21 protein-coding genes and 1 tRNA gene are annotated in these 25,949 nt (G+C 60.5%); 14 read left to right on the top strand and 8 right to left on the bottom strand.

Annotated features, from left to right (window positions below):
* Window positions 1–24: 24 nt before the first annotated feature.
* Entirely contained in the window at window positions 25–2,697 is a 2,673-nt protein-coding gene (gene pepN / locus HMPREF2884_RS06610) for an aminopeptidase N (RefSeq protein ID WP_070616342.1), read from the bottom strand.
* A 222-nt stretch (window positions 2,698–2,919) separates the two neighbouring features.
* On the opposite strand from pepN, the gene HMPREF2884_RS06615 reads away from it, so the two are divergent.
* Window positions 2,920–3,005: transfer RNA gene (locus HMPREF2884_RS06615), tRNA-Leu, on the top strand.
* Window positions 3,006–3,192: 187 nt separating this feature from the next.
* Here HMPREF2884_RS06615 and HMPREF2884_RS06620 read toward each other — a convergent pair.
* Window positions 3,193–4,278: a 2,3-butanediol dehydrogenase gene (locus HMPREF2884_RS06620; RefSeq protein WP_070616343.1), complete on the bottom strand. Its 1,086-nt coding sequence runs from the start codon at window positions 4,276–4,278 to the stop codon at window positions 3,193–3,195.
* 339 nt (window positions 4,279–4,617) lie between these two features.
* Between HMPREF2884_RS06620 and HMPREF2884_RS06625 the strand changes: the two genes are divergently transcribed.
* The 7 genes from HMPREF2884_RS06625 to HMPREF2884_RS06655 all read left to right on the top strand — a co-directional run bounded on the left by HMPREF2884_RS06625 (window position 4,618) and on the right by HMPREF2884_RS06655 (window position 12,198).
* On the top strand, window positions 4,618–6,204 hold the full coding sequence (locus tag HMPREF2884_RS06625; RefSeq protein WP_070616344.1) for an amidohydrolase: 1,587 nt from the start codon (window positions 4,618–4,620) through the stop codon (window positions 6,202–6,204).
* A gap of 276 nt (window positions 6,205–6,480) precedes the next feature.
* Window positions 6,481–7,440, top strand: a complete 960-nt coding sequence (locus HMPREF2884_RS06630) for an L-lactate dehydrogenase (RefSeq protein WP_049327177.1) — start codon at window positions 6,481–6,483, stop codon at window positions 7,438–7,440.
* A 385-nt stretch (window positions 7,441–7,825) separates the two neighbouring features.
* A complete protein-coding gene (locus HMPREF2884_RS06635; protein ID WP_005506054.1) occupies window positions 7,826–8,101 on the top strand; it encodes a hypothetical protein in 276 nt (91 codons plus the stop codon).
* Window positions 8,102–8,290: 189 nt separating this feature from the next.
* Window positions 8,291–9,142: a DNA repair protein RecO gene (gene recO, locus HMPREF2884_RS06640; RefSeq protein ID WP_070616345.1), complete on the top strand. Its 852-nt coding sequence runs from the start codon at window positions 8,291–8,293 to the stop codon at window positions 9,140–9,142.
* A 175-nt stretch (window positions 9,143–9,317) separates the two neighbouring features.
* Window positions 9,318–10,109: an isoprenyl transferase gene (locus HMPREF2884_RS06645; RefSeq protein WP_049341241.1), complete on the top strand. Its 792-nt coding sequence runs from the start codon at window positions 9,318–9,320 to the stop codon at window positions 10,107–10,109.
* Between the two features lie 64 nt (window positions 10,110–10,173).
* The gene (locus tag HMPREF2884_RS06650) at window positions 10,174–11,262 is read left to right on the top strand and encodes a quinone-dependent dihydroorotate dehydrogenase (protein ID WP_049341239.1); all 1,089 of its coding nucleotides are present in this window, start codon (window positions 10,174–10,176) and stop codon (window positions 11,260–11,262) included.
* A gap of 279 nt (window positions 11,263–11,541) precedes the next feature.
* Window positions 11,542–12,198, top strand: coding sequence for a DUF6318 family protein (locus HMPREF2884_RS06655; protein ID WP_070616346.1), 657 nt, complete (start codon window positions 11,542–11,544; stop codon window positions 12,196–12,198).
* Between the two features lie 110 nt (window positions 12,199–12,308).
* Here the strand turns inward: HMPREF2884_RS06655 and HMPREF2884_RS06660 are convergent, their stop codons facing one another.
* Window positions 12,309–12,938, bottom strand: a complete 630-nt coding sequence (locus tag HMPREF2884_RS06660; RefSeq protein WP_070616347.1) for a DUF3043 domain-containing protein — start codon at window positions 12,936–12,938, stop codon at window positions 12,309–12,311.
* 115 nt (window positions 12,939–13,053) lie between these two features.
* On the opposite strand from HMPREF2884_RS06660, the gene HMPREF2884_RS06665 reads away from it, so the two are divergent.
* The 6 genes from HMPREF2884_RS06665 to HMPREF2884_RS06690 all read left to right on the top strand — a co-directional run bounded on the left by HMPREF2884_RS06665 (window position 13,054) and on the right by HMPREF2884_RS06690 (window position 18,889).
* Window positions 13,054–14,448 carry a M20/M25/M40 family metallo-hydrolase gene (locus tag HMPREF2884_RS06665; protein ID WP_070616348.1) on the top strand — a complete coding sequence of 465 codons (1,395 nt, stop codon included), beginning with the start codon at window positions 13,054–13,056 and terminating at the stop codon, window positions 14,446–14,448.
* 302 nt (window positions 14,449–14,750) lie between these two features.
* Window positions 14,751–15,104, top strand: a complete 354-nt coding sequence (locus HMPREF2884_RS06670) for a HesB/IscA family protein (RefSeq protein WP_049347628.1) — start codon at window positions 14,751–14,753, stop codon at window positions 15,102–15,104.
* Between the two features lie 114 nt (window positions 15,105–15,218).
* A complete protein-coding gene (gene trpD / locus HMPREF2884_RS06675; RefSeq protein ID WP_070616349.1) occupies window positions 15,219–16,292 on the top strand; it encodes an anthranilate phosphoribosyltransferase in 1,074 nt (357 codons plus the stop codon).
* Between the two features lie 530 nt (window positions 16,293–16,822).
* Complete coding sequence (locus HMPREF2884_RS06680) at window positions 16,823–17,272, top strand: NfeD family protein (RefSeq protein ID WP_070616350.1); 450 nt, start codon at window positions 16,823–16,825, stop codon at window positions 17,270–17,272.
* Between the two features lie 93 nt (window positions 17,273–17,365).
* Entirely contained in the window at window positions 17,366–18,361 is a 996-nt protein-coding gene (locus HMPREF2884_RS06685; protein ID WP_005506035.1) for an SPFH domain-containing protein, read from the top strand.
* Between the two features lie 189 nt (window positions 18,362–18,550).
* Window positions 18,551–18,889, top strand: coding sequence for an RNA polymerase-binding protein RbpA (locus HMPREF2884_RS06690; RefSeq protein ID WP_070616351.1), 339 nt, complete (start codon window positions 18,551–18,553; stop codon window positions 18,887–18,889).
* Window positions 18,890–19,094: 205 nt separating this feature from the next.
* On the opposite strand, the gene HMPREF2884_RS06695 is transcribed toward HMPREF2884_RS06690, so the two are convergent.
* From HMPREF2884_RS06695 to tatA, 5 genes are all read right to left on the bottom strand, one after another.
* Window positions 19,095–19,829, bottom strand: a complete 735-nt coding sequence (locus HMPREF2884_RS06695; RefSeq protein ID WP_070616352.1) for a polyprenol monophosphomannose synthase — start codon at window positions 19,827–19,829, stop codon at window positions 19,095–19,097.
* Between the two features lie 122 nt (window positions 19,830–19,951).
* Window positions 19,952–21,130, bottom strand: a complete 1,179-nt coding sequence (locus HMPREF2884_RS06700; RefSeq protein ID WP_070616353.1) for an amidohydrolase — start codon at window positions 21,128–21,130, stop codon at window positions 19,952–19,954.
* A 228-nt stretch (window positions 21,131–21,358) separates the two neighbouring features.
* Window positions 21,359–24,397 (bottom strand): DEAD/DEAH box helicase, encoded by a 3,039-nt coding sequence (locus HMPREF2884_RS06705; protein WP_070616354.1) that lies wholly within the window; start codon window positions 24,395–24,397, stop codon window positions 21,359–21,361.
* A gap of 284 nt (window positions 24,398–24,681) precedes the next feature.
* The gene (gene tatC / locus HMPREF2884_RS06710; RefSeq protein WP_070616355.1) at window positions 24,682–25,563 is read right to left on the bottom strand and encodes a twin-arginine translocase subunit TatC; all 882 of its coding nucleotides are present in this window, start codon (window positions 25,561–25,563) and stop codon (window positions 24,682–24,684) included.
* Between the two features lie 133 nt (window positions 25,564–25,696).
* Window positions 25,697–25,942, bottom strand: a complete 246-nt coding sequence (gene tatA / locus HMPREF2884_RS06715) for a Sec-independent protein translocase subunit TatA (RefSeq protein ID WP_005506024.1) — start codon at window positions 25,940–25,942, stop codon at window positions 25,697–25,699.
* Window positions 25,943–25,949: the final 7 nt, after the last annotated feature.

Genomic DNA, 25,949 nt, shown 5'->3' on the forward strand with positions numbered 1-25,949 from the left:
CCACAAGCCCTCAAACCATGCAGCTTAGTCCTGCAGGGAGGCGTTGAACTTCTGAGCCACAATCGAACGGTGGCCGTGATCCTGAGCCTCCAGAACCAGACGACGCAGAGCCGAAGGAGCCTCGGGGTTCGCCTCCAGCCACTTCTGAGCCAGCGCAACGGAGGGGTTACCCTCAACGCCCAGACCCTCGGTGGAGCCGGTGTTGTACGGAGCCTTCGGGTACAGGCCACGCACAATGCGGGTCGCCATACCAATCGAACGGGACGCCCAAATGGGCAGCAGAGCCTCAAAGTAGGAGTCGTAGTAGGACTCACGCAACTCAACCGGACCGCGAGCAAAACCGTTAATGGTCGAAGCCAGAGCGTCGTTCGACAGCGACTCGTCTTCCATGATGGTCTTGTACGCGGCAGCCTTACGCTCGGCGTTCGGCAGAGCGGCCATCGCGTACGCGTAACCGTTCGAGGAAATCGAGGAGGGGCTGTACTTGGAGGCACGCTCCAGCTCCTCAACGGTCACCAGGTTGCGGCTTGCGAGCGCACCCAGTGCACTCCAACCCAGGTTCTGGTCGTAAGGAATGCCGGTTGCGTCAGCAATATCGCCGGTGGTGTCTTCGAAAGCACCGCGGGCAATATCGCGGCAGAGCTCTTCACCCTTGGTCGCGTTGGTGGAGACCGAAATCAGGGCGCGCAGCAGAATCAGCTGCTCGTCGGAGCCGGGCTTAGCCTGCGCCAGTGCGGCTGCGAATGCGTCGTAGAGAGCGTCGTAGAGGCGCTCGCGGCCGGTGGGTGCGGAGAAGGTTGCGATAGCGACCTGTGCGTTGTTGACCATGGTGCCCAGCAGGGATGCGCTCGGTTCCTTGGAGACGTTGCGTACGACTGCATCGACGTAGGTGGTGACAGGCAGGCGTGCATCGCGCACGTTCTCCCAGAGGGAGCCCCAGATGAGGCCGCGGGAGAGTGCGGATTCGAGGGTGGAGACACCTTCGATAGCTGCCTGCAGGCCGTCTTCGTCGGTCAGGGCGACCTTGGCGTAGGTGTGGTCTTCTGCGTTGAGCATGAGCAGGTCAGCTTCGCCAACGAGCTTCTTCTGCTCGTCGGTGAGCTCCACGTGGTGCTCGGAGACGGGCTCTGCCGGGTACTCGAGGGAGAGCAGGCCGGTGGAGGTGAGCTTGCCGTCGGTCAGCGCGAAGGTTTCCAGCTTTGCCACGTGGGGGCGGCCCAGACCTGCGGGCTGCTGTGCGGGCAGTTCCTGGGTGAGAATCAGGTCGGTGAGCTGGCCGTCTTCGCCGTAGACACGCTTGGTGCCCAGTGCGGACACGCCGGAGGTCTGCAGCCATGCGTTAGCCCATGCCTGCATGTCGCGGCCGGACACCTCGTTGAGTACCTGCAGGAAGTCGTTCAGGGAGGTGTTGCCCCACTCGAAGCGCTTGAAGTACACGCGTGCTGCCTCGATGAAGGTGTCGAAGCCGACGTAGGCGACCAGCTGCTTGAGCACGGATGCGCCCTTTGCGTAGGTGATGCCGTCGAAGTTCTGCGATGCTGCTTCCAGGTGGGGGATGTCAGCGACGATGGGGTGGGTGGTGGGCAGCTGGTCCTGCATGTATGCCCATGCCTTGCGGTTGTTCGCGAAGGTGACCCATGCGTCGTTGAAGTTGTTGGCTTCCTTAGCGCCGAGGGTGCCCATGAAGTCTGCGAAGGATTCCTTGAGCCACAGGTCGTCCCACCACTTCATGGTGACGAGGTCGCCGAACCACATGTGTGCCATTTCGTGGCAGATAGTGTTGGTGCGGCCTTCGAGGTCGTCCTCGGTTGCGCCGGAGACGAAGATGTAGTCTTCGGTGAAGGTGACCAGGCCGGGGTTTTCCATTGCGCCGATGTTGTATTCGGGCACGAATGCCTGCTCGTACTTGGGGTACGGGTAGGGGTAGTCGAAGAGGTCCTGGAAGAAGTCCAGGCCGTTTTTGGTGACCTTGAAGATGTGGTCGTAGTCGAAGTGCGGCTTGAGGGACTGGCGGCAGTAGACGACCAGGGGAATGTCACCGCTGTTGACCTTGCTCTTGGGCTTGTAGGTGGTGGTTGCGGTGAAGTATTCGCCGGCAACGATTGCGGTGATGTAGGTGGAGATCTTTGCGGTGGGGGAGAAGACTCGCTTGGTGATGGAGTCGTCGGTGGGGTCTACGACCTGGCTTTCGAGTACGCCGTTGGAGCTGACGACCCAGTCCTTGGGCGCGGTGATGCGGAAGTTGAAGACTGCCTTCAGGTCGGGCTGCTCGAAGTTCGGGAAGACTCGGCGGCAGTCGGAGGGCTCGTACTGGGTGTACAGGTAGACGCGACCGTCGGAGGGGTCGAAGTAGCGGTGCATACCTTCGCCGGAGCGGGAGTAGTAGGAGCGACCGTGGATGGTGAGTACGTTTTCTGCCTGCAGGTTGGGCAGGGTGATGCGTGCGCCGTTGACGGCATCTGCCAGGGTCAGTTCGGTGCCGTTGAGCTTAACGGAGTCGACGCTGTGGTGGATGTAGTCGATGAAGGTTTCTGCACCGGGGGTGTTGCAGGAGAATCGGACGGTGGTGACGGTGGGGTAGGACTCGAATTCGGGGTCCTTGGCGTTAGTCAGGTCGACATGCACGTCGTAGGTGTCGACACTGATGAGAGCCGAACGTTCTGCGGCTTCTTCGCGGGAGAGGTTCTCATTATTCATGCTCTTTATTCTAGTCGTTATGACCGAAAATATGGCAGTCGAGTGGGCGTGCCGGTCATATTACTCAAGGTGCGAGAAGATCACCCGTGGTGTGGGGAACCAACCAACCTCAAATGTGTGACGCAGAACATGCTCTTTCGATTTGCGGAGTGTTCAGAAAACCCGTATAGTATTACGTGTTGCTTCGAACGGCACCGAAAGGAAAACGTTCGAAAGTCACCTGCGCGGGTGGCGGAATAGGCAGACGCGCTAGCTTGAGGTGCTAGTCCTCGTATTAGAGGGTGGGGGTTCAAGTCCCCCCTCGCGCACAGATAATCCCCGGTTCTTCGGAACCGGGGATTTTTGTATGCTCGGTTGTATGTCCGGTAAAAAGCACGCAAAAAACAGTGGGGTGAGGCTCCTTGAAGGAACCTCACCCCACACTAGCTACGCTAAGGAAGCTAGAAGAACAGCTGCATCAGCTGAAACTGAACGAATCAGTATCGTTCGAAGAGATTACTCAGCCAGACGCTCCGGGTCGGTGGTGACCAGAATCTTCACAGCGGTCTCGTTGTGGTGGATCAGGGTGTCGAAGCCCTTGTCAATCAGGTCTTCCACAGCGATCTTGCCGGTGATGAAGGGCTTGAGGTCAATCTTGCCGGACTCAACGAGCTTGATGGTCTCCGGGTGGGAGTTCACGTATGCGATGGTGCCGCGGATATCGAGCTCCTTGAGCACAACCTTCTGAACATCCAGGGAAGCGGGCTTACCCCAAATGGAGACGATGACGACCTTACCGGTGGGCTTGAGGGCATCCAGGATTAGGTCCAGTGCGGGCTGAACGGAGGTGCACTCGAACGCGATGTCGGTGCCACGGCCGTCGGTCAGCTTGTGAATCTCAGCCAGAACGTCGGTCTCTGCGGGGGAGAAAGCGTAGTCAGCAACACCGGAGTCCAGAGCCTTCTGGCGACGCAGCGGGGACAGCTCGGAGATAATAACCTTAGCGCCCTTAGCCTTCAGAACTGCGGAGGTCAGCAGACCGATGGGGCCAGCACCGGTAACCAGTGCGAATGCGCCCTCTTCGAACTCGCCTGCACGCTCAACAGCGTGGTAGCCAACGCTCAGGGGCTCAATCAGTGCAGCCTCGTCCAGGGGAATGTTGTTAGGAATCTTGTGAACCCAGCGGCGCTTGACGGCAACCTTCTCGGACAGACCGCCACCGCGACCTGCCAGACCGATGAAGTTCATGTCCTTGGACAGGTGATAGTCCTTGGAGTCGGGGCCGGTGTAGACGTCATCGCGAATGATGTAGGGCTCGACGACAACGTGGTCGCCAACCTGCAGGTCGTCTACGCCTTCGCCCAGTGCCTCAACAACACCGGAGAATTCGTGACCGAGGGTGACGGGGGAGTCCTCACCAGAAATGGGGTGGGGATGACCGTGCTGGGGGCAGAAGATGGGGCCGTCAAGGTATTCGTGCAGGTCGGTACCGCAAATACCGCACCATGCGACCTTGACCAGAACCTCGCCCGCAGCGGCTTCGGGTGCGGGGATGTCTTCAATGCGGATGTCGTTACGGTCGTAGAAGCGTGCTGCCTTCATGGGATGGAGCTCCTTAGCGTGGTTGTGGCGCTCACAGCGGTGTGTGCTTGCCGGTACGGTTCGCATCCACGGGTCTGTCACAGCGTTGACAGAGGCCCAAACGACATGGTTTGGACCGGTTGTGAACTGTCCTGCCGGCATTCGCATCGCTAGCGCCGGATGGTGATGGGTGCGGCTGGATTGTCGCTCCCATGTGCTTAACGCTACTCCACTGAATCAAAGATTCCTAGGATATATACAAATTTTCTTTTATGTGACACAAATTTCTTTTTGGGCGTTTTCGACTCCATCACGCCTGAGCATCTAGCGCCCGGCGAGCGCAGACGGTAGCGTAGAAGCATGACTGACGCGAACGCACAGGGCACCGCCGCCCACACCCAGCCCACTTCTGACAGCTCCGGTCGAACGGCACCGAACCGACCCGCCGCAATAACCCGCCACTACGACGCGCCCGACGCTGATTGCGTGCGCGGTAGCGAGTACTCCGAAATCCTCGCCCTCGAAACCGAGCAGCGTAAGCATGCCGCTGAGCACCGCCGCAAGCGCGGGCACGCGCATCCTGAGCGGGAACATGCCGACCACGGTCAGCCCGAGCAGGAACGTAGCCACGGCGAACGCCACGGTCATGGAAAGGGCCACGGCGTGCATCACGGTCACCGCCTCGACGAAGACAGCGGACTGGCACATATTCGCCGCGACCTCGCCGAATCCGTAGCCACCCGCGCAGACTCCCTGACCTCAATTCTCAAGGCGATTCATGCGCATCCTGAGACTGCCTACGAGGAGTATTTTGCCTCCCGCACGCTCGTTGATGCGGTCCGCGAAGCCTACCCGAACCTCAGGATTGAGTACCCCGCCTTCGGTCTGGATACCGCATTCAAGGTGGAGCTCACCAGCGCCGACTATGACCCCGCCACACACCGCACCATCGCGATTCTCTCCGAATATGACGCGCTACCGGGCATCGGTCACGGCTGCGGCCACAACGTCATCGCGGTATCCGGGCTGGGCGCTTTCCTTGCCCTAGCGGATGCGCTCGCTACCGGCCCCGAGGCGTTCAGTGGCAGGATCCTCTACTACGGCACGCCCGCCGAGGAATCCGACGCCGGTAAGGAGCTGATGGCACGCGCCGGCGCGTTCGAGCGGGTGGATGCCGCCATCATGGTGCACCCCTACTTTATGGATGTGGCTGATCAGGCGTGGTTGGGTCGCCGCGAATGCCGCGTGACTTATACGGGCGTGAGTGCGCATGCTTCCTCGCATCCGTTTATGGGTCGTAACGCACTGGATGCGGCGAATTTGGCGTATCAGGGCCTGGGGTTGTTGCGTCAGCAGATTCCCGGTTCTGACCGTATTCACGCGATTATTGACCACGGCGGGGACGCCCCGAATCTGATTCCTGCCTCCGCGAGCCTGCATATTAATATCCGTTCTAAGTACGCGCCGACTTTGCGTGCGCTGTCGCGACGGGTTGAGGAGGTGCTGCGCGGTGCGGCGCTCATGGCTGGCGTGAGTGCGGAGGTGACGTGGGATTCTTCGCCGATGACCATGCCGGTGCGTACGAACCGTCCGCTGTTGAAGCGTTGGGTTTCGGCTCAGCGTTCGGTGGGTCGCCACCCGTACCCGCCCGGAACGGTCAGTGACACCCTGGCGGCTTCTACTGATTTCGGTAATGTGAGCCTGCGCGTGCCCGGTATTCACCCGCTGATTCAGATTGCGCCCGAGGGTACCGGTATGCACACGGTGGAGTTCGCGCACTGTGCTGACACTCCGGCGGCTGTGGATGCTGCCCTGGATGCGGCGTTCGGTTTGGCGTCTGTGGCTTTGGACTTCCTGGTCGACGACGAGTTGGCGGATGCGGTGCGTGCTGGTTTTGAGGCTTCCGGCGGTGCGGTAGATGTGGAGGGCTACTTTAGCGGCATGTGAGCTTGCTCAAAAGGTCAGAACGTCATTATTTGGTTTTATGAGTGAAAAACACCATCCACAACCCATAAAGTCACTATGACCCATCGAAAAAAGCAAAATAACCCAACACAAAACGCAGAATCTGCGGCATAATAGAAAGTAACGAAGCGAGCCCACCGGGGGAGAACGCCCACACCAGGGAAGCCGACCCCGAGGCACACACCCGCTTCCCGATAAACCACGCGAGAATCCTCTCGCACCACACGGATAACTCTCACGAAAAGAGGGCATACAGCAATGAACGGTGTCAACAACCCCACCAAGCTCGGCGTCATCGGTGCAGGCGGCGTCGGTAGCGCAACCGCATACGCAGCTATGGTCCGCGGCTCCGCAGACGAAATCGTCCTGTACGACATCGACGGCAAGCGCGCACACGCTGAAGCACTGGACATCGCACACGGCGCAATGTTCGCACACGAAGCAACCGTAACCGGTGGCGACGACATCGAGCTGCTGCGCGACTGCGACATGGTCATCATCACCGCAGGTGCTCGCCAGAAGCCCGGCCAGCCCCGCCTCGAACTGGCAGGCGCAAACGTCGCAATCCTCGAGAAGCTGCTGCCGAACATTCTGTCCGTAGCACCCAACGCAATCATCATGCTCGTCACCAACCCCTGTGACGTTCTCACCGTTGTGGCTCAGAAGATTACCGGCCTGCCCGCAAACCGCGTGCTGTCCTCCGGTACCGTTCTGGACTCCTCCCGCCTGCGTTGGTTGATTGCTAACAAGGCTGGCGTCTCCATCAAGAGCGTTCACGCAAACGTTGTTGGCGAGCACGGCGACTCCGAGTTCCCCGTCTGGTCTGCAGCAAACATCGGTATGGTTCCCCTGACCGAGTGGGAGCAGGACGGCAAGCTCGTCTTCACCGACGAGGTCCGTGCAGAGCTGGCAAACGAAGCTATGCGCGCAGCATACAAGGTTATCGAGGGCAAGGGTTCCACCAACTACGCAATCGGTATCTCCGGCGCACGTATCGCTGAGGCATTCCTCGGCGGCCAGAACGCAGTGCTGCCCGTCTCCACCACCATTGCAGGCGAGCTGTACGGCTTCAAGGACGTTGCACTGTCCCTGCCCACCATCGTGAACCGCGAGGGCATCCAGCGCGTGCTCGAGGTTCCCATGAACGAGGCTGAGCTGGCACAGCTGAAGGCATCCGCTGAGGCAATCCGCGCATCCGCAGCATCCCTCGGTTTCTAATCCTGGCTTCTAACCCCGGATTCTCATTCTCTCGGGCTCAACCCGTAAGAAGCAACCATTCAGTAGGCGCAGCGTCAAGCTGAGCTAACCGACAGAAGAACCCGCCGCACCGGCACCCACTCCTTGAGGGGTAGGAAAACTGGGGACGGCGGGTTCGCTGTGTCTGTGAGATATTTCTATCGGTGCTTGATGTGCCGCGTGCACGCTTAGTTTTACCGACCTTGCTTTACGAACCTGGCTATACCGCTCTGGCTTTGGCGTTCGCTACTATCACCGCGATTCTAGCTACCGCTTTACCCGCCGCGCCCGTTCATAGTTCCGCGTTTAAACCGCCGCATGACCGCCCGGCGCACACCATCGGCGCGTAGGTAGTAGAATAAATGGCATGAGCATTGATCCTCGCACCGAACTCACCCGCCTCCTTGACGCGCTGGAGGCGCACCTGACCGCCGTCGTCAACCGAACCGGCGAGCACGACCCCGCCGTCGATGAGGCATACGTAGAAATCGCCAACGCCTTCGAAGCCTACGAAGATGCCCTCTTCGAGGCGTACAACGAGGTCACTCCCTTGAGCGTCTACGGTGATGAAGACGAGGATGACCTCGAAGAAATCCTCGACGATGAAGACGACATCGACGACGATATCGAGTACGAGGACTAAATAGCGCCTCGCCCATACGTTACGGACCGACCCCTGACCGGTACCCCCTACGCGGGGTAATACGGCAGGGGTCGAACCGTACCCGCAACACCCGCGTAGATCTTGCCCTCAGCGCTTACTGCCTTCAGCGCCCGCCGAAAACCCGCCTGCCTGATACCCACCGAGCATGCACCGAGAACGGAGACACCCGTGAGCGAACCCCGCACCTGGCGCGACGCCGCCCTCATCCTCCGCACCCAAAAACTCGGCGAAACCGACCGCATCATCATCATGCTCACCCGCGACGGAGGAATCACCCACGCCGTCGCCAAAGCCGTACGCAAACCCACCTCCAAATTCGGTGGACGACTCGAACCGTTCATGCACACCGACCTGTCCTTCAGCCGCGGCAGAACCAACCTGCACACCATCACCCAGGCGGCAACCCTGCACGCCTACACCGCACCCATCATGGCGAACTACGATGCGTACACGTGCGCCTCCACCATCGCCGAACTGGCGGAAGCACTCACCAAAGACACCGACAGCACCGCCGATATTTACACCCTCACCCACGGGGCGCTTGCCGCGCTCGCGCACGGGCAGCACGTGCCGCAGAGGATCCTGACCCGCTATCTGGCGCGCAGCATGAACGCCGCCGGCTGGCCGCTCATCGGTGAGAACTGCACCCGATGCGGAAACCCGCTCGTGATCACCGATAGCCGGGGCGATAACGGGGCAGACAGTAGCACCCCCGTCGCTACAGGCGGAAGCGGCAGGTACATTGCCTTCCACACCGCCCACACCTACGGGCACCACACGGTTCTCTGCCCCCAATGCGCACCCGCCACCGACACACCCCTGACCGGCCTGCGTGCCGAAGAGCTCGGCTATGCGCTCGCTACCGCATCGGCGGATCCGCGCGCCTGGGCGACTATTGACGCAGCACCGGTGCCGGTCGCCTCCAAAATTCTGGGACTCTACCTGAAAACCACCCAGAACCTGCTCGAACACCCCCTGAAAACGGCGAGCGCCCTCGAAGCAGAAATTTCTGCATCGTAAAAGATGCACGCGGGCGCGTCAAACATGGGCCAACCAGGACGCAAAATAACCCCCGAAGCACCCGCCCATGCGCGCTATGTCACGGTAAAATAGCTAACAGCACGCCAGGTTTATATCTGGCGCATATCTAGGCAAACGACCCCGGGGGAGAACCCGCCAGGGAAGAAAGGCACACATGGCACGCACCCAGCCCGTACCCCCGCCCGCACACCCCACCGGGGCAACCCCGCCGCCGATCCCGAAGAAGTTCATTCCGCAGCACGTCGCCGTCGTCATGGACGGTAACGGACGCTGGGCGAACGAACGCGGCCTGCCCCGCACCGAGGGCCACCGCGCCGGCGAGGCGGCACTGCTGGACGTTGTCGCGGGCGCTATCGAAATGGGCATCCCGTACGTGACCGCCTACGCGTTCTCCACCGAAAACTGGAAGCGCTCACCCAGCGAAGTCGCGTTCATCATGCGTTTCTCCACCGAGGTGCTGCAGCGTCAGCTGGCAACCCTCAAGACCTGGGGTGTGCGCATCCGCTGGGCTGGCCGCCGACCCAAGCTGTGGAAGAACGTCATCGAAGAGCTCGAACACTGCGAGCGCGAAACCATCGACAACACCGTCTGCACCCTCACCATGTGCGTGAACTACGGCGGCCGTGCAGAAATCGCCGATGCGGCGGCAGCTATCGCAGCGGACGCTGTGGCGGGCAAGATCAAGCCCGGCAACATTACCGAAAAGACCATCCAGAAGTACCTGGACGAGCCCGACCTGCCCGACGTTGACCTGTTCCTGCGTTCCTCCGGCGAGCAGCGCATCTCGAACTTCTTGCTCTGGCAGAGCGCTTACGCCGAGATGATTTTCATGAACGTGCTCTGGCCCGATGTTGACCGCCGCACCCTCTGGGAGGCTGTCGAAGAGTACGCGCGCCGCGACCGCCGCTACGGTGGTGCAGTCGACGCTGTGGCGAACGACAAGTAGCCTCTGGTACACCCGGCTCATAGCCCCATAAACCACCCACACCCTCCAACCTTAGGGAGAACAAATGCGCATCTACCCGACCTTCTTCAACATCTTCTTCAAGGGCATGGACCCCGAGAAGGCACACCACGTCGGCTTCTGGGGCGTTCAGACCCTGCGCAACGTCGGCATCACCCGCGCGCTGCGCAAGTACTTCCAGCCCGCACCGGAACTGGCAACCACCGTCATGGGTATTACCTTCCCCTCGCCGTTCGGCCTGGCTGCTGGCTTCGATAAGGGCGGTAAGGGTATTGCCGCGCTGGCTGGTATCGGCTTCGGCCACGTCGAGATCGGTACCATCACCGGTCAGGCGCAGCCCGGTAACCCGCAGCCGCGCCTTTTCCGCCTTGTGGAAGATAAGGCGGTCATCAACCGTATGGGCTTCAACAACGACGGTGCCGCTGCGGCTGGCCCGCGTGTTGCTGCCGCCCGCGCAGACCTCGAAACCGAATACCGCGGTGCTGTACGCCCGGTCATCGGCGTGAACATCGGCAAGACCAAGGTTGTTGAGCTTGAGAACGCTATCGAGGACTACCTGATTTCTACCCGCACCCTGGCACCGCAGGCAGACTACCTGGTCGTCAACGTTTCTTCCCCGAACACTCCGGGTCTGCGCACCCTGCAGGCTATCGAGTCGCTGCGCCCGCTGCTTGCTGCCGTGCGTGAGGAGGCAGACCGCGTATGCCCCAACCGCCACGTACCGCTGACCGTGAAGATCGCGCCGGACCTGGTCGATGAGGACGTGATCGAGGTGGCAGCCCTGGCTAAGGAGCTGAAGCTGGACGGCATCATCGCCACCAATACCACTATTGCCCGCGACGGCCTGGGCCTGACCAGCGACATGACCAAGGTCAAGGAAATTGGTGCCGGCGGCCTCTCCGGTGCGCCGCTGAAGCCCCGCTCCCTGGAGGTGCTGCGACTGCTCAAGCGTGAAATCGGTGACGACCTCGCCATCATCTCCGTTGGCGGCGTGACCACCGCTGAGGATGTGCAGGAGCGCCTGGACGCTGGCGCTGACCTGGTGCAGGGCTACACCGCGTTCCTGTATGAGGGTCCGCTCTGGGCGGCACACATTAACCGTGGCCTGGTGAAGCTGCGCCGCGCTCGCCGCTAGAAGGTTTGCAGGCGGGTGCGTTATGCTTCCCGGCGTGCTGACTTGGCGTGTTGAAAGGGGGCACCGTTCTCTACCCATTGGGGGTGGAGGCGGTGCCCCTTTTTTGTGCCCTCTCTCTATTCCGCCCCTCTATTCCGTCGAAAAGCCACATGTGTTTCGAAAAGCCACTAAAGAAGTAGCTTTTCGAAACACATGTGGCTTCTGAGCGTATAAGTTCGCGCTCGCGCATAATGGAGATAAGCGGGAGATCATGAACTACGAACACGTGAAGGACCAACCATGAACCCCAACATGCTGAACCGCCGCTCAATACTGACCGGAGGCACACTCATCAGCCTCAGCACCCTACTCGCCGCCTGCGTGCCGCACGACATCACAACTGCAGGAGACGGATCCACCGCCTCCGGCACGCCTACCACCAACAGCAGCTCAAGCAACAGCACCGGCAACAATGCCGGTAACGGCGAATACCGCAAAGCAGACGCCAAAGGCCCCGCCCAGAACGTCCCCAAACCCAACGCCCCCGAAAACGGATACCGCGCAAAGACCCCCGACGGCATCCTCAAAACCATGGACGCCTGGAACCAGTGGATCAACTACGGCGTCCAAACCGGCGACTACAGCAAAGCCCGCGAATTCCTCTCCTCATCAAACGACGGAGAACTCAAAATTTATCGCGAAATAGAAGCGCTCTACCAGCGCGGCGGATGGGTCATCGACGGCATCGAACACTTCGAACCCGAAGGCATACCCTGGAGCGACGACGGCCGAACCTACTACCTGAAAACCAGCCACGAATGGGACAAACACACCGAAGTGGAACCCGACGGCCGCCAAGAAACCTGGAGTAGCGACAAGGAAGAAGAAATCTACACATTCGCCCTCGAACACCGTGACGGCAGATGGCAGATCCTCTACTCCCGAATCGAAGCCTAACCGTACCGGCGTCTAGCCACGGTTATACGTCCTCGCGTAAGAACATAAAAATAGGGGAGAGGCCTGAACCTTCAGGACCTCTCCCCAAGCACCTATAAGGCACTAACGACTTAGCGCGGGTACTCGCCGTACTTCACCATCGGAACCGGGCGGCGCATACGACGAATCATCATCACACGGTTAAACGCGTACATGCCAGAACCACGCTGAACCTCGCCGAACTTCGCGATCAGCTTCTTCTTCAGGCTGCGCCACAAAATGAAGTAGTCAACAACCCACAGGATCATCAGCGCATACATTGCGTACACGGAACCGTAATAAACCGTTGCACCAACGCTAGACGTACCCGACACACCCTGAGCAATCCAGCCACCAATAAGCAGAACCAGCAGCACAGCCAACATAAAATCGCCAAGGTTACGGCGCGCATCCACATAATCACGGATATAACGGCGCTGCGAACCACGATCCACGGCGGGCAGGTAACGCTGATCGCCACCCATCAACGCATCATTCTGACGTTCACGCGCCTTCGCCATCGCCTCACGTTCACGCGCCTTCGCCTCCTTACGGTCACTAACAACCAGAGGCTGACGACGAGCCGCCTGCTGCTCCTTACGCGAAGGAGTAGGACGGCCCTTCTTCGGGGTGAACTTCGGATTAACCGGAGCCTGAGGCTCCTCTACAACCTGCGGCTGAACAGCTTCCGCTTCAGCCTTCTCTTTCTTACGACCAAACACCCTCCCATCATACCCGAACGGCACACACCAAACCCGCCCCCACAAGCCCACACCAGCAACTGAAACAACCCCAACCACCCGGCGGCAGCGGGTAAGGTGGGGGTAAGGTAGAAACATGACTACTGAATTCACCCACCACAGCGCCCTACGCGACGCCGTCACCAAAAACTTCGAAGCAACCCTGCAGACCCTCACCGAGCTCGTCGCCATCCCCTCCATCGCCTGGGAATCGCACGACCTCACCCAGGTAGACCGCAGCGCCGAGGCAGTCGCCGCGCTCGCAACCAAGGCAGGCTTCAACAACGTACGCATCGAACGCGCCACCTACACCACCGCCGACGGCACCGAAAAGCAGGGCATGCCCGCCGTCATCACCTCCCGCCCCGCCGCAGAAGGCTACCCGACCATCCTGCTCTACGCCCACCACGACGTACAGCCCGCCGGCAACCTCGACCTGTGGGACACCGACCCCTTCGTCGCAACCCGCAAGGGCGACCGCCTCTACGGCCGCGGCGCAGCAGACGACAAGGCAGGCATCCTCGTGCACCTCGCCGCGCTCGCAGCCCTCAACGAAACTCTCGGCGAAGACTTCAAGCTCGGCGTGAAGCTCTTCATCGAAGGCGAAGAAGAGGCAGGATCGCCCTCCTTCGTCTCCTTCCTCAACACCTACCGTGAGGAACTGTCCGCCGACTACATCGTCGTGGCAGACTCCGCCAACTGGCGTGCCGGCGTACCCGCACTGACCACCAGCCTGCGCGGCGTCGCATCCGGCGACATCGAGGTGCGCGTGGGCAGCCACGCCATCCACTCCGGCATGTTCGGCGGCCCCATGCTCGACGCCCACACCCTCATGGCGCAACTCCTCGCAACCCTGCACGACGCCACCGGCGCCGTAGCCGTTGAAGGCCTGCACCGCGCCCCCGAACCCGAACTCGAATACGCCGAAGCAGACTTCCGCAGCGACTCCGGCATCCTCGACTCCGTACCCTTGGCAGGCACCGGATCCGTTGCATCCCGCCTGTGGACCCAGCCGGCAATCTCCGTCATCGGCATGGACATCCCCAGCATCGCAACCTCCTCCAACACCCTCGCCGTCGTATCCCGCGCACGCATCAGCACCCGCCTAGCACCCGGCGACAACCCCGAAAACGCGCACCGCGCACTCGCCGAACACGTCAAGGCGCACGCACCCCACGGCGCGCAGGCCAGCTACACCGCCGTCGACTCCGGCATGCCCTTCGCCACCGAAGTCGACGCAGACGGCGCACAGACCGCCCTCGACGCAATGCGCACCGCATGGGATGTCGAACCCGTACAGACCGGCATGGGCGGCTCCATCCCGTTCATCTCCGACCTGAAGGACCTCTTCCCACAGGCACAGATCCTCGTCACCGGCGTAGAAGACCCCGACACCCGCGCACACAGCGCCAACGAGTCCCTCTACATCCCGGACTTCAAGAACGCAATCCTCGCGGAGGCGCTGCTGCTGAGCGCACTCGGCGCCCGCTAGTCGTTCGCTAGAGACGCTAGAGATACCCGCGCTCGCCAGAAATAGCCGCGCAGAACGCGCTCGCTAAACCAACCCGCAAAAAGTGGGGGAGAAGGGCCACCAAACCCCAACCCCCACTTTTTCGGTATCCTAGAAGCAGAATTACTTACAAAGCCCCCACGCAAACACTCACGCCCCCGGCGAACTATGCACACCCTAGGTTGTGCTCAGCTCTCCCCGGCGCGTATCGTGAAGGCTAAAACGCCCACACGCACCCACACGCGGCGCACACGGGCAACCAACAAAACAAAAGGACAACACCAATGAGTGAAACCACCACCGAACTGCCGACCCACGGCGTCAACCTCACCGAAGTAGCACAGACCAAGGTCCGCACCCTCCTCGAACAGGAAGGCCGCACCGACCTGCGCCTGCGCATCGCCGTCCAGCCCGGCGGCTGCTCCGGCCTCATCTACCAGCTCTACTTCGACGAGCGCGTCCTCGACGGCGACGCAGTCCGCGACTTCGACGGCGTAGAAGTCATCGTCGACAAGATGAGCGCACCCTACCTCGACGGCTCCACCATCGACTTCGAAGACACCATCGAAAAGCAGGGCTTCTCCATCGACAACCCCAACGCAGCAGGCTCCTGCGCATGCGGTGACTCCTTCCACTAAACCGAAGACACCCCAGCGCTAAGCACCCCAAGGTGCAACACGCCTAAACAAACCCCCGTCTCGCATACTGCACCCAACCATGCAGATACGCGGCGGGGGTTTTACACTTAACACATGACTACGCACGAAATCACCTGGAAATACATCCTCAACCAGCTCGTCAAACACCAAAACCTCACCGACACCGAAGTCGCCTGGGCCATGGACCACATCATGACCGGCCAAACCGAACAGCCGATCCTCGCATCCTTCCTCACCGCCCTCCACTCCAAAGGCGAAACCCCCGAAGAACTCGGCGCACTCGCAGCCGGCATGATCGCCAAAGCCGAAACCGTCGACATCGACCCCCACGCCGTAGACATCGTCGGCACCGGCGGCGACCAGCAAAACACCGTCAACATCTCCACCATGGCGGCCCTCGTCATCGCAGGCACCGGCGCCACCGTCGTCAAACACGGCAACCGCGCCTCCACCTCCAAATCCGGCTCCGCAGACGTCCTTGAAGCCCTCGGAATCCGCCTCGACATGCCCATTCCCGCAGTCGCCGAATGCGCTCGCGAGACTGGCATCACGTTCCTGTTTGCGATGACTTTCCACCCGGCAATGCGCCACGTGGGCCCGACCCGCCGCCTGCTCGGTATTCCGACCGCGTTCAACTACCTGGGCCCCATGACGAACCCGGCTCGCGTGAAGTCCTCGGCTATCGGCGTTGCTAACCCGGTCATGGCTGAGAAGATGGCTCACGTCTTTGCGGAGCGCGGCGATCACGCCCTGATTTTCCGCGGTGATGACGGCCTGGATGAGCTGACCATCGCCACCACGAGCCGCCTGTGGGAGGCTGTCGACGGCGAACTGACCGAGTACCGTTTTGATCCGACCGAGTACGGTCTGCAGAATGCACCGCTGGAGCAGTTGCGTGGCGGCGACGCCGAGTACAATGCGGGCGTTTTCCGTGCAATTTTGGCGGGGGAGGGCGAGGCTCCGAAGAACCCGCTGCGCGCCATTCACGACGCTGTGGTGATGAACGCTGCGGCTGGCTTGGTCGCGTACCGCCCGGTCAACGGCGAAAGCTTTGAGACCCGCTTCACTCAGGCATTGGCTGATGCGCGCGAATCTATTGCATCCGGCGCAGCGGAGCGCGTGCTCAACGCGTGGGTAGAGTTCAGCTCTAAGCACGCAGAAGCGTAAAGCTCTAGAAATCGATGGCAGGCACCCGAGACGAACAGAGCGCACCGAAAGGTGTGGAGTCTCGGGTGCCTGTCGTTTAACTGGATGCACTGAGGAGCCTGAAGGCTCGGAGCATGTGAGCGAGTAGCTGAGCGCCGAGGAAGACGCAAGGCGCGTGGAGCTCAGAATAGCGGAGCGCAGAACCGCGGATGGAACAGTGTAGTCGCACTGCGGGGAGCGCACAGGTTTGATCCGTGCCAGCCTGAGCGTAGAAAGCGCCGGTGAACAGTCGGTGGGGTAGTGAAAATAGGCCTACTTTACATAATGTATATTATCGGCTTTTTAGGGAGGGCTAGAATGAACTCAAGATTCCCCGTATCTAAATAAAGTCTTAACAGTTCATGTATTAACCTCACTCGGTTACCAGAACTGTCGCCAGCACTCAATCCACCTGAAATAATGGATATACCCCGCATCACGAAGGTGCTGTCGCCTCGTGTGCAGATCCAACGTCAACCACGCCGGTTGATGTACACCAAAGGAGAAAACTCGTGGATTGGCTCTTTGAGACACCCTGGACACTCTGGGTTGCACTCGCCCTCGTTTTCGCCGTCATAGAAATGCTCAGCCTCGACCTGTTCTTTCTCATGCTGGCGATTAGCGCAGGCATCACCGCAGCAATATCGCCCTTCGTGGATAACATGCTGATTCGAACCGTTATTTTCGTGGTGATCTGCCTGATTCTGGTTCTTGGTCTGCGCCCGCCGCTGCTGAAAAAGCTCAATAAGTCAGCCACCGGAGCTGTCACTAATGCTGAAGCACTCGTTGGCGCTGAGGTGCGCGTCACTCAAGATGTGACTAGTGAAACTGGTTTGGTTGTACTAGCTGGCGACACCTGGACGGCGCGCACCGCCTCCGGAACGCTCGTAGCAGGATCACACGCGAGGGTACGAGCCATTGAGGGTGCTACCGCAATCGTAGAGCCTCTCCCCCATGACTAAGACCAACAAACTAAGACCCATCTGAATACCGGCTCCAAATGCCAATTCAGATGCCCTAGAACACACCATATAACTCACCGATAAGGAGAAACAATGCCTATCAGCCTTATTCTGACGGTCCTACTCATCCTCTTCGTGCTGACGATGCTCGCAAAGACCGTGCGCGTCATCCCGCAGGGACGAGCCGGCATCGTCGAACGACTGGGTAAATTCCACGCCGTTCTCAACCCCGGCCTGCACATCGTCATCCCTGTAGTTGACCGCGTGCTGCCCCTCATCGACCTGCGCGAACAGGTCGTTTCCTTCCCCTCACAGTCCGTGATTACCGAAGATAACCTCGTGGTCGGTATCGACACCGTCGTGTACTTCCAGGTCACCGACCCGCGCTCGGCAACCTACGAAATCACCAACTACATTCGCGCCGTAGACGAGCTGACCAGCGCAACCCTGCGTAACGTCGTCGGTGGCCTGAACCTGGAGCAGACCCTCACCTCCCGCGACCAGATCAACGCTGAACTGCGAGGCGTACTCGACTCCACCACCGGCCGCTGGGGCCTGCGCGTCTCCCGCGTGGACATCAAGGAAATCCAGCCCCCGGTGTCCATCCAGGACTCCATGGAGAAGCAGATGCGTGCAGAGCGTGACCGCCGCGCCGCAATCCTCACCGCAGAAGGCCAGAAGCAGTCCGACATTCTGACTGCAGAAGGTGAATCCCGCGCCGCAATCCTGCGTGCAGAGGGTGAAAAGCAGGCGCAAATCCTTCGTGCAGAAGGTGACGCACAGTCCGCAATCCTGCGCGCAAACGGTGAAGCAGAAGCCGTGCAGAAGGTCTTCGCAGCAATCCACGAATCCAACCCCAGCCAGCAGCTGCTCACCTACCAGTACCTGCAGACCCTGCCCAAGCTCGCCGAAGGCGACGCCAACAAGCTCTGGTTCATCCCGACCGAACTCGGCGATGCATTGCGCGGCCTGGGCAACGCATTCGGCACCCTGCCCGCATCTGACCTTGCGGACGCACCGAAGAAGCCTGCAGCAGAGGCGCCCAAGAGCGCACCGCAGGCACCCGGAAGCTACGGCATCAACGGCTAAACGCGAAATCTAACGCATAAAAAGGCGTGAATCACCAAAAATCACGCCGAATAAACACCACCACGTTGGGCGGGTGGAGACTATTACCGATATAATGGATGTTTTGTAAACGTTCGAGGGAATAGCTCTCCCCCGCCCAACGTTATGCCTAAAGCGCCAAAGAGCGCACCCGACGACACTGGAGGAAAAATGAGCGATCGTAGCCTGCGCGGTATGCGCCTGGGTTCCCAGTCGATGGAAACCGAATCGAACGTACAGCCCGCGCCCCGCCAGCGCGTCGAATACCGTACCGCTGACGGTGACCGCGTTTTCGTGACCTTCGCGGCAGAAGCAGAAATCCCCTCGGTATGGACCGCAAAGTCCGGCAAGGAAGCATACCTCGTCAACGGCGACTCCACCGCAGAGGCCGAAGAAGAGAAGCCCGCACGTACCCACTGGGATATGCTCATGGAACGCCGCAGCATCGAAGAGCTGGAAAAGACCCTGGAAGACCGCTTGGAATACTACCGCAAGCACTACGCGCTCTAAAAGCACCGTAGACATGCCGTAGAAACGCTTCAGGAGCCCGCTAAGAGCCACTTGCGCTCTGAGCGGGCTTCTCCGCTTTTTCGGCACTGGCTTCCCGTTGGTACGTGAGCCAGGAAAGAGCGCCAGAGAAAACAGAAAAGGACCGGGGCAGATACTTTTATGTATCTGCCCCGGTCCTTCGTATAAGTCTCAGAGCGAGGGACGATTACTTGCCCAGAGCCTTCTTCAGCTTCTGAATGCGGTTAGTCATGCCCCATCGAGTCACCTTAGACATGGAGTCAAAGATAATGTTGCCGTCCATCTTCGAAGCACCAATCTCACGCTCAACGAAGGTAATCGGAACCTCAACAATATTCAGGCCAGCCTGCTCAGAACGCCACGCCAGATCAACCTGGAACACGTAGCCCTTAGAGTCAATACCGTCCAGGTTCAGACGCTGCAGGGCCTCACGACGGTACGCGCGGAAACCAGCGGTAATGTCCTTAATGGAGGTACCCAGAATCAGGCGGGTGTACAGGTTAGCGCCGCGAGAGAGAATCTGACGGTGAGCCGGCCAGTTCTTGGTCTTGCCACCGGGAACATAACGCGAACCAATAGCCAGGTCAGCGCCTGCCTCCACGGCACGAACGAGAGAAGGAAGCTGCTCAGGCTGGTGCGAGCAGTCAGCATCCATCTCAATCAGAATGTCGTAGCCTGCCTCAAGGCCCCAATCGAAGCCAGCGAGGTACGCGCCACCCAGGCCGTCCTTAACGGTGCGGTGCAGAACGTGAATCTGGGAATCCTTAGCCGACAGCTCATCAGCAATCTGGCCGGTGCCGTCGGGGCTGTTATCATCCACCACGAGAATGTCCACCTCGGGAGCCGCCTTGCGAAGACGCTCCACCACGATGGGCAGGTTCTCCTTCTCGTTATACGTCGGGATGACAGTTAGAACGCGCATATTACTCCCTCACAGGTGCATATAAAACAGGCCGGTAGATGTCCAGTATACCGGGTAAACATTCAAATCAATGAATTATTGAGGGGTTGAAACCCCTTAAAAAGCTTCTGACAAGCTAAAAATTAGTTACTTTCAGTGTAAATAGATTCCAGGATGGGCAGAGGCGAATCTTCATCCAACACCGGAAGCAGCGGAATGCGAGCACGAGGGTCGGTACTCCACGATGCTACGCGGGAGTCGGGTGCCTGGACCATGAGGGCTTCTACGCGCCACTGTGCTACGAATGCGGGGGTGTCGGGTGCGAACTGGCCGGTGAAGGGGTTTTCTTCGTGGGCTAGGCGGTATACGCCGCGGGTGAGGGCGGCGAAGGCGCTGCGTGCGGAGATGCCGTGTTCGTTGTTGACGAGTTCGCGGATGAGGGACCAGGCGCCGGGTGCGTACAGCTGAGCATCAGAGCCCAGCGCGATGGAGGTGCCGGCTGCGTTTGCGCGGCGGGCTACGGATGCCACAGATTCGCGTGCTTCTCCCCCGGCGTGTGCGAGGAGTGCTTGGACGGTGTCGTTGGCGGTTTCGTCTTCTTCGGGTTCGCAAACGCTGAGGCCGAGGTTGATGCGTGCTTCTGCCAGCTGGGTGAGGTATTCGTCGGTGATGGGGTCCTGCGGGGTGCTGATTGCTGCGTCGAGGCGGATGGACAGCCAGGGGCGGGTTTCGCGTACGGCGAGCGCGGCGTCGGCGGCGTTGGCAAAGCTGGTGGATGCGTCGATGGAGAGTAGGAGTGCGGCGTCTTCGGCTACCTGTGCTGCTGCGGGGGCTTCGGTGGGTGCGACAAAGATGCCGACTAGCTGCAGGCCTTTGACGGAGCGTTCGTCTTCGGTGAGGGGGCGTAGTGCCTTGATGGCGCTGATGAGTTCGTCGGTTTCTACGCAGGTGGCGTTGAGGATGAGGCGGATGTCGGGTACGCCGTGTTCGGCGCTGTAGTAGCTGAGTGCGGAGACGAGGTCGGGTACGTCTTCCATGCCGGCGAGTAGGGTGTGCGTGTGGTAGCCGGCTGCGCGGTATGCCTGCAGGTAGTCGAGGATTTCGGGTGCTTCTTTGCCTGCTACCGGTGCTAGTGCGCGCGCAAAGGCGGGGGTTAGCAGGGCGCCGTCAAGTTCGGTGATGGTGGCTGATTCGTCGGCAATTGAACGCGCCCCGGAGTCGGAACCAACCCAGCGGACGAAGCCGTCTTCGACGAGCATTGCGGTTGCGTACGGGTCGACCGGGCTGTACACGCTACCATCTACAAAAATACGGGTAGACATTAGATTCCTTTCACCTTTGAGGCGCGCCGAAAGCGCACACGGGGCGGGCACTTCAATTGTGCTCGCGTAGCTTAGCTGAGCGTCTCATTTGAGTATAGAAGCACCCCCGCTGCCTGTGGTAGTTCGTTCGTCCTTAGATGAGGCGGAACTTAGATGATGCAGAACAATGCACAGTAGCGGGGGTGGTAGTTCGAACCGGTCGAGCAGGGTGTAGCACTAAGGTGCGGGTTAGACGTCCAGTGCGACTACGCCGCGGCGTACCGCCTCGATTGCTTCTTCACAGCGGGCGCGGATGACCGGGTCCAGTGAACGGATGTGCGCGATCTGGTCTAGGGCGTCTAGTACCTGCTTTGCCCAGCGTACGAAGTCGCCGGCGGCAAGGCCGGTGTCCTCGATTGCTTTTGCGAGGTGGGCACCGTTCGCCCAGGCGTACATGGGTTCGACCAGGCCGAAGTCGCATGCCGGGGTCGGGTTGACCCTGAACTGTTCCTCGGCGGCATTCAGGTCGGCGAGGCGCTGCGTAATCGTCGCGATGGGTGCGCGCAGGGACGGGTGCGGGTAGTGTGCCAGGTATTCCACCGCGTCGCGCTTGCCCTGGTAGGTTAGTGCGGCGACGGTTGCCGCGATGGCGGCGGGCTCCAGTCCGTCGAGGAAGTGCGCGTCCAGGCACAGGGCGGTCAGTAGGTCGCGCTCGCCGTAGATACGGCGCAGAGCCTGGCCGCCGGTGGTTAGCGACAACTCGCCGTCTTCGGTGCGTTCGACGTAGCCATAGCTCTCCAGCAGACGCGCAATGCGGTTGAAGACCTGAGCGATCGTGTTGGTGCGGCGGGCAATCTGACGGCGCAACCCTTCGGTTTCAGAGTTGAGCTTCTGCCAGCGCTCAGCCCAACGCATGTGGTTCGCGCGGTCGGAGCAGCCGTGGCACGGGTGGTTACGCAGCTGAGCCTGCAGAGCCTCCAGCTGCGCGTCAATGCTGTTCTGACGAGCAGGGATGTTCTGCTGCGCGAGCGCACGCGGGGCGCGGCCGTCGTAGAGTGCCTGGCGCATGCGGCTTGCGGTGTCGCGGCGTTCCTTGGCGGTTTTGAGGCTTAGGCGCTTGGGGATTTTGATGCGTGAGACCGGTTCGATGGCGCCTTCGAAGTCGCGGGTTGAGGCGGTGCGCTGGTGCGCGTCCTCGGTGACGATGCCGATGCGCGGGTCGGCGTGCGAATCGGAGCGGGTGATGACGACTGCGTAGCCGCGGGAGCGGCCGTGCGGAATGTAGATGATGTCGCCGGGCAGTAGCTGTTGGATGCTGTGGTGTGCTTGTGCGCGTGCGTGGCGTTCGTTGCTCTTGGATGCCTTCTTTTCCAGTTCGGTGATCTGGCGGCTGAGCTGGACGTATTCGGTGAAGTCGCCCAGGTGGCATGCCATTGCTTCGCGGTAGCCTTCTAGGGCGCTTTCGTTTTTGCGTACGCGGGAGGCGACGCCGACGACCGATTTGTCTGCCTGGAACTGTGCGAAGGAGGATTCCAGGATTTTGCGGGTGCGTTCGGCGCCGTAGGAGGCGATGAGGTTTGCCGCCATGTTGTAGGTGGGGCGGAATGAGGAGTTTAGCGGGTAGGTGCGGGTTGAGGCGAGGGTTGCCACGTGTTCCGGGGACATGCCGGGGCGCCACATGACGACGGCGTGGCCTTCGATGTCGATGCCGCGGCGGCCTGCGCGTCCGGTCAGCTGGGTGTACTCGCCGGGGGTGATGTCTACGTGGGATTCGCCGTTGTACTTGGTGAGCTTTTCCAGGATGACGGTGCGTGCGGGCATGTTGATGCCCAGTGCGAGGGTTTCAGTGGCGAAGACCAGCTTAATCAGGCCCTGGGCGAAGAGGGTTTCGACGACCTCCTTGAACAGGGGCAGCAGACCAGCGTGGTGTGCGGCGATACCGCGAATCAGGCCGTCACGCCATTCGTAGTAGCCGAGGGTGTTCAGGTCGCGGGTGTCCAGGTGAGCGGTTGCTTCCGCAATGTAGGCGCGGATGGTCTGCTGCTGTTCGGGGGTGGTCAGCGTGATATCGGCGGATACGCAGTGACTGACCGCGCCGTCGCAACCGGCTCGGGAGAAGATAAAGCAGATTGCGGGCAGCAGGCCCTGCTTGTCGAGGGCGCGCACCATCTCCGGACGGGTGATACGCTGCGGACGTAGAGGCTTCTGCTCACCGCGCGCATCAAAGTCCCGGTCGTTGCTGAAACGGTCACGACGGTCCGAGCGGCCGCGCTCGCCGCTGCTGAACGTCTCATTCAGCCAGCCTTCACGGCGGTGACGGAAACGCTCACGCTTGCCGCCGTAACGGCCACGACCCGGTGCGGAACGGAAGCCGGGGCGTAGCGCCTTCAGCTGCGGGTTCAGGCGCAGACCAGCAAGCAGAGGGTTGGCGCCCGCCTCCACGGTTGCGCCGCGCTGCTTAGCTTTCTGTGCCTTCTTCGCCTGCTTGCGGGAGAGCTTCTCCTCCGGCTCCTGGTTCTTGCCCTGGGTGTGGTTTTTGCCCTGTGCGGAGTTGTCTTCGGGTACGAACAGGTCCACCACGCGGTGACCGACCATCATGTGCTGCCACAGGGGCACCGGACGGTGCTCAGAAACGATAATGTCCGTGCCGCCGCGCACCGTATCCAGCCACGCGCCGAACTCCTCAACGTTCGACACCGTCGCCGACAGAGAAATGACGTTCACATGCTCGGGAAGGTGAATAATCGCCTCTTCCCACACCGCGCCACGGAAACGGTCCGCCAGGTAGTGCACCTCATCCATGACCACATAGCCCAGGCCGGTCAGCGTGGTCGAGTTGGCGTAGAGCATGTTGCGCAGCACCTCGGTGGTCATGACGACCACGGGTGCTTCCGTGTTAATGCTCGTATCGCCGGTGAGCAGACCCACGTAATCCTCACCGTACGCGCGCACAAAGTCGTGGTATTTCTGGTTGCTCAGCGCCTTAATAGGGGTCGTGTAGAACGCCTTCATGCCGCGGCGCAACGCCAGGTAGATACCGAACTCACCCACAATGGTCTTACCGGCACCCGTAGGCGCGGCAACGAGGACGGAGCGGTCCGCCTCCACGGCGGCACACGCCTGACGCTGAAAATCATCCAGCGGAAAATCAAGGGACGCCTCAAAAGCCCCGAGGGCGGTCTTCGCGTATGCGGCGCGCTCTCGGGATGCGGCGTAGGCGGCAGCGTAGTCGGTGCCGGTCTGCTCGTTAGAAGCGGTAGAAGTGTGCTGTGCGTGGTGCTTGCTCATAGTATGTCCAGTGTAACCGCTCGCCCACCGCCCACCTTCCGAAAGCATCCTGCACGGGCACTAATCCGGTATTGGCGAACAGCGAGCGCATCGGCGGCACAGTTTCGGCGCAATTTATACTCAGTTTCTGCCGGGATGTACCGGTGGGCGCTGTAAAAATTCGTCTGTGCGCCTCTTCGTCTGTGCGCCTCGAGACGCTTTTGCGGAACATGCGAAAGGGGCGGGGTACAGGTTCTCTGTACCCCGCCCCTTTCGGCTAGGTTGCTCAAAGCGAGCTATTCAATTTAGGAAGTCTTCTCGTCCTCGAAGTAGCCCATCTTCGCCAGGTCTTCGGCGCTGGTTGCGGTGTTCAGGCTTGCTTCGTCTGCACCCTGCGCCAGCTTGGCAAGCTTGCGGTCGCGGCGCTTGTCGTTAATCATGCAGATGAGGATTGCTGCGAAGAAGAAAATCAGCAGCGGCGCCATGAGCACGAACATCATCATGATGTCGCTACCGGGTGCAGTCAGTGCTGCGATAACCGCAACGAGCACAACAACCCAGCGCCAAGACTTCAGGATGGTCTTACCGCGAATCAGGCCCAGCATGTTAATGCCGACCAGAATCACGGGGATGATGAAGGCGCAAGAGAACGTCACAACGAACTTCAGGATGAAGGAGATGTACACGCCCGCGTCAATGTAGTTACTGTCGTTGAGGGGGGTGAACTTCAGCAGCGCGTAGACCACGCCGGGAAGGGTGAAGTACGAAATGGCGACACCGCAGGCAAACGCGAAAATAGATGCGGTGAGGAAGCCGAAGAGATACTTCTTCTCCTTGGTGTGCAGTGCCGGCAGCAGGAATCGCAGTGCCTGGTAGAGCCAGACGGGAGAGGCGATTACCAAGCCGATGTACATACCGACCTTCAGCAGCTGGTCGAAAGGAGATGCGACGCTACCGTAGTTCAGGTTTGCGTTGCGGCCGGTTTCTGCGTTGATCTGCTGCAGGGGTGCAGAGATCATATCGATGAAAGGCTGGTAGAGGAAGACCGTACCGATGATGGCTGCGATGATGGTTGCGATAGCCGCTTTGATGAGGCGGTCGCGGAATTCGCGCAGGTGTTCCTTGAGTTCCATGCGTGCTTCAGGATTGATTTTGCGGTTGCGCACGTCCTGGTCAGGTGTTGCCACGTGGTGTCCTCTGGGTGTCGGTGCCGTGTGTGATTCGGCTGAGGGGGTCTGGTGGGGTGTTTATGGGGTGGTGCCGCAAAACCCGTGCCGGCCGGTGGGCTGGCACGGGTTTGGTGCGTCGGTGGCGGGACCGTTACTTGGTTTCGGTCTTGCCGTCCTTGCCGTTGTCTACGACCTCAGCGGTGACGACCTCTTCGCCGTCCTTCTCGCGGGGGTCCTTCTTGGAGTCGTTCTTCAGGCCCTCAACTTCGGTCTTGAAGATGCGCATGGACTGGCCGAGGCTGCGTGCCATGCCGGGCAGCTTGGGTGCGCCGAAGAGGAGGACGATGAGGAGGATAACGACGATGATGGTCGCGGGGTGGCTGAAAATCTGGCCCATGGTGGTG

The organism is Rothia sp. HMSC073B08 (assembly GCF_001812975.1).
In the GTDB taxonomy this organism is placed as follows: Bacteria; Actinomycetota; Actinomycetes; order Actinomycetales; family Micrococcaceae; genus Rothia; species Rothia mucilaginosa.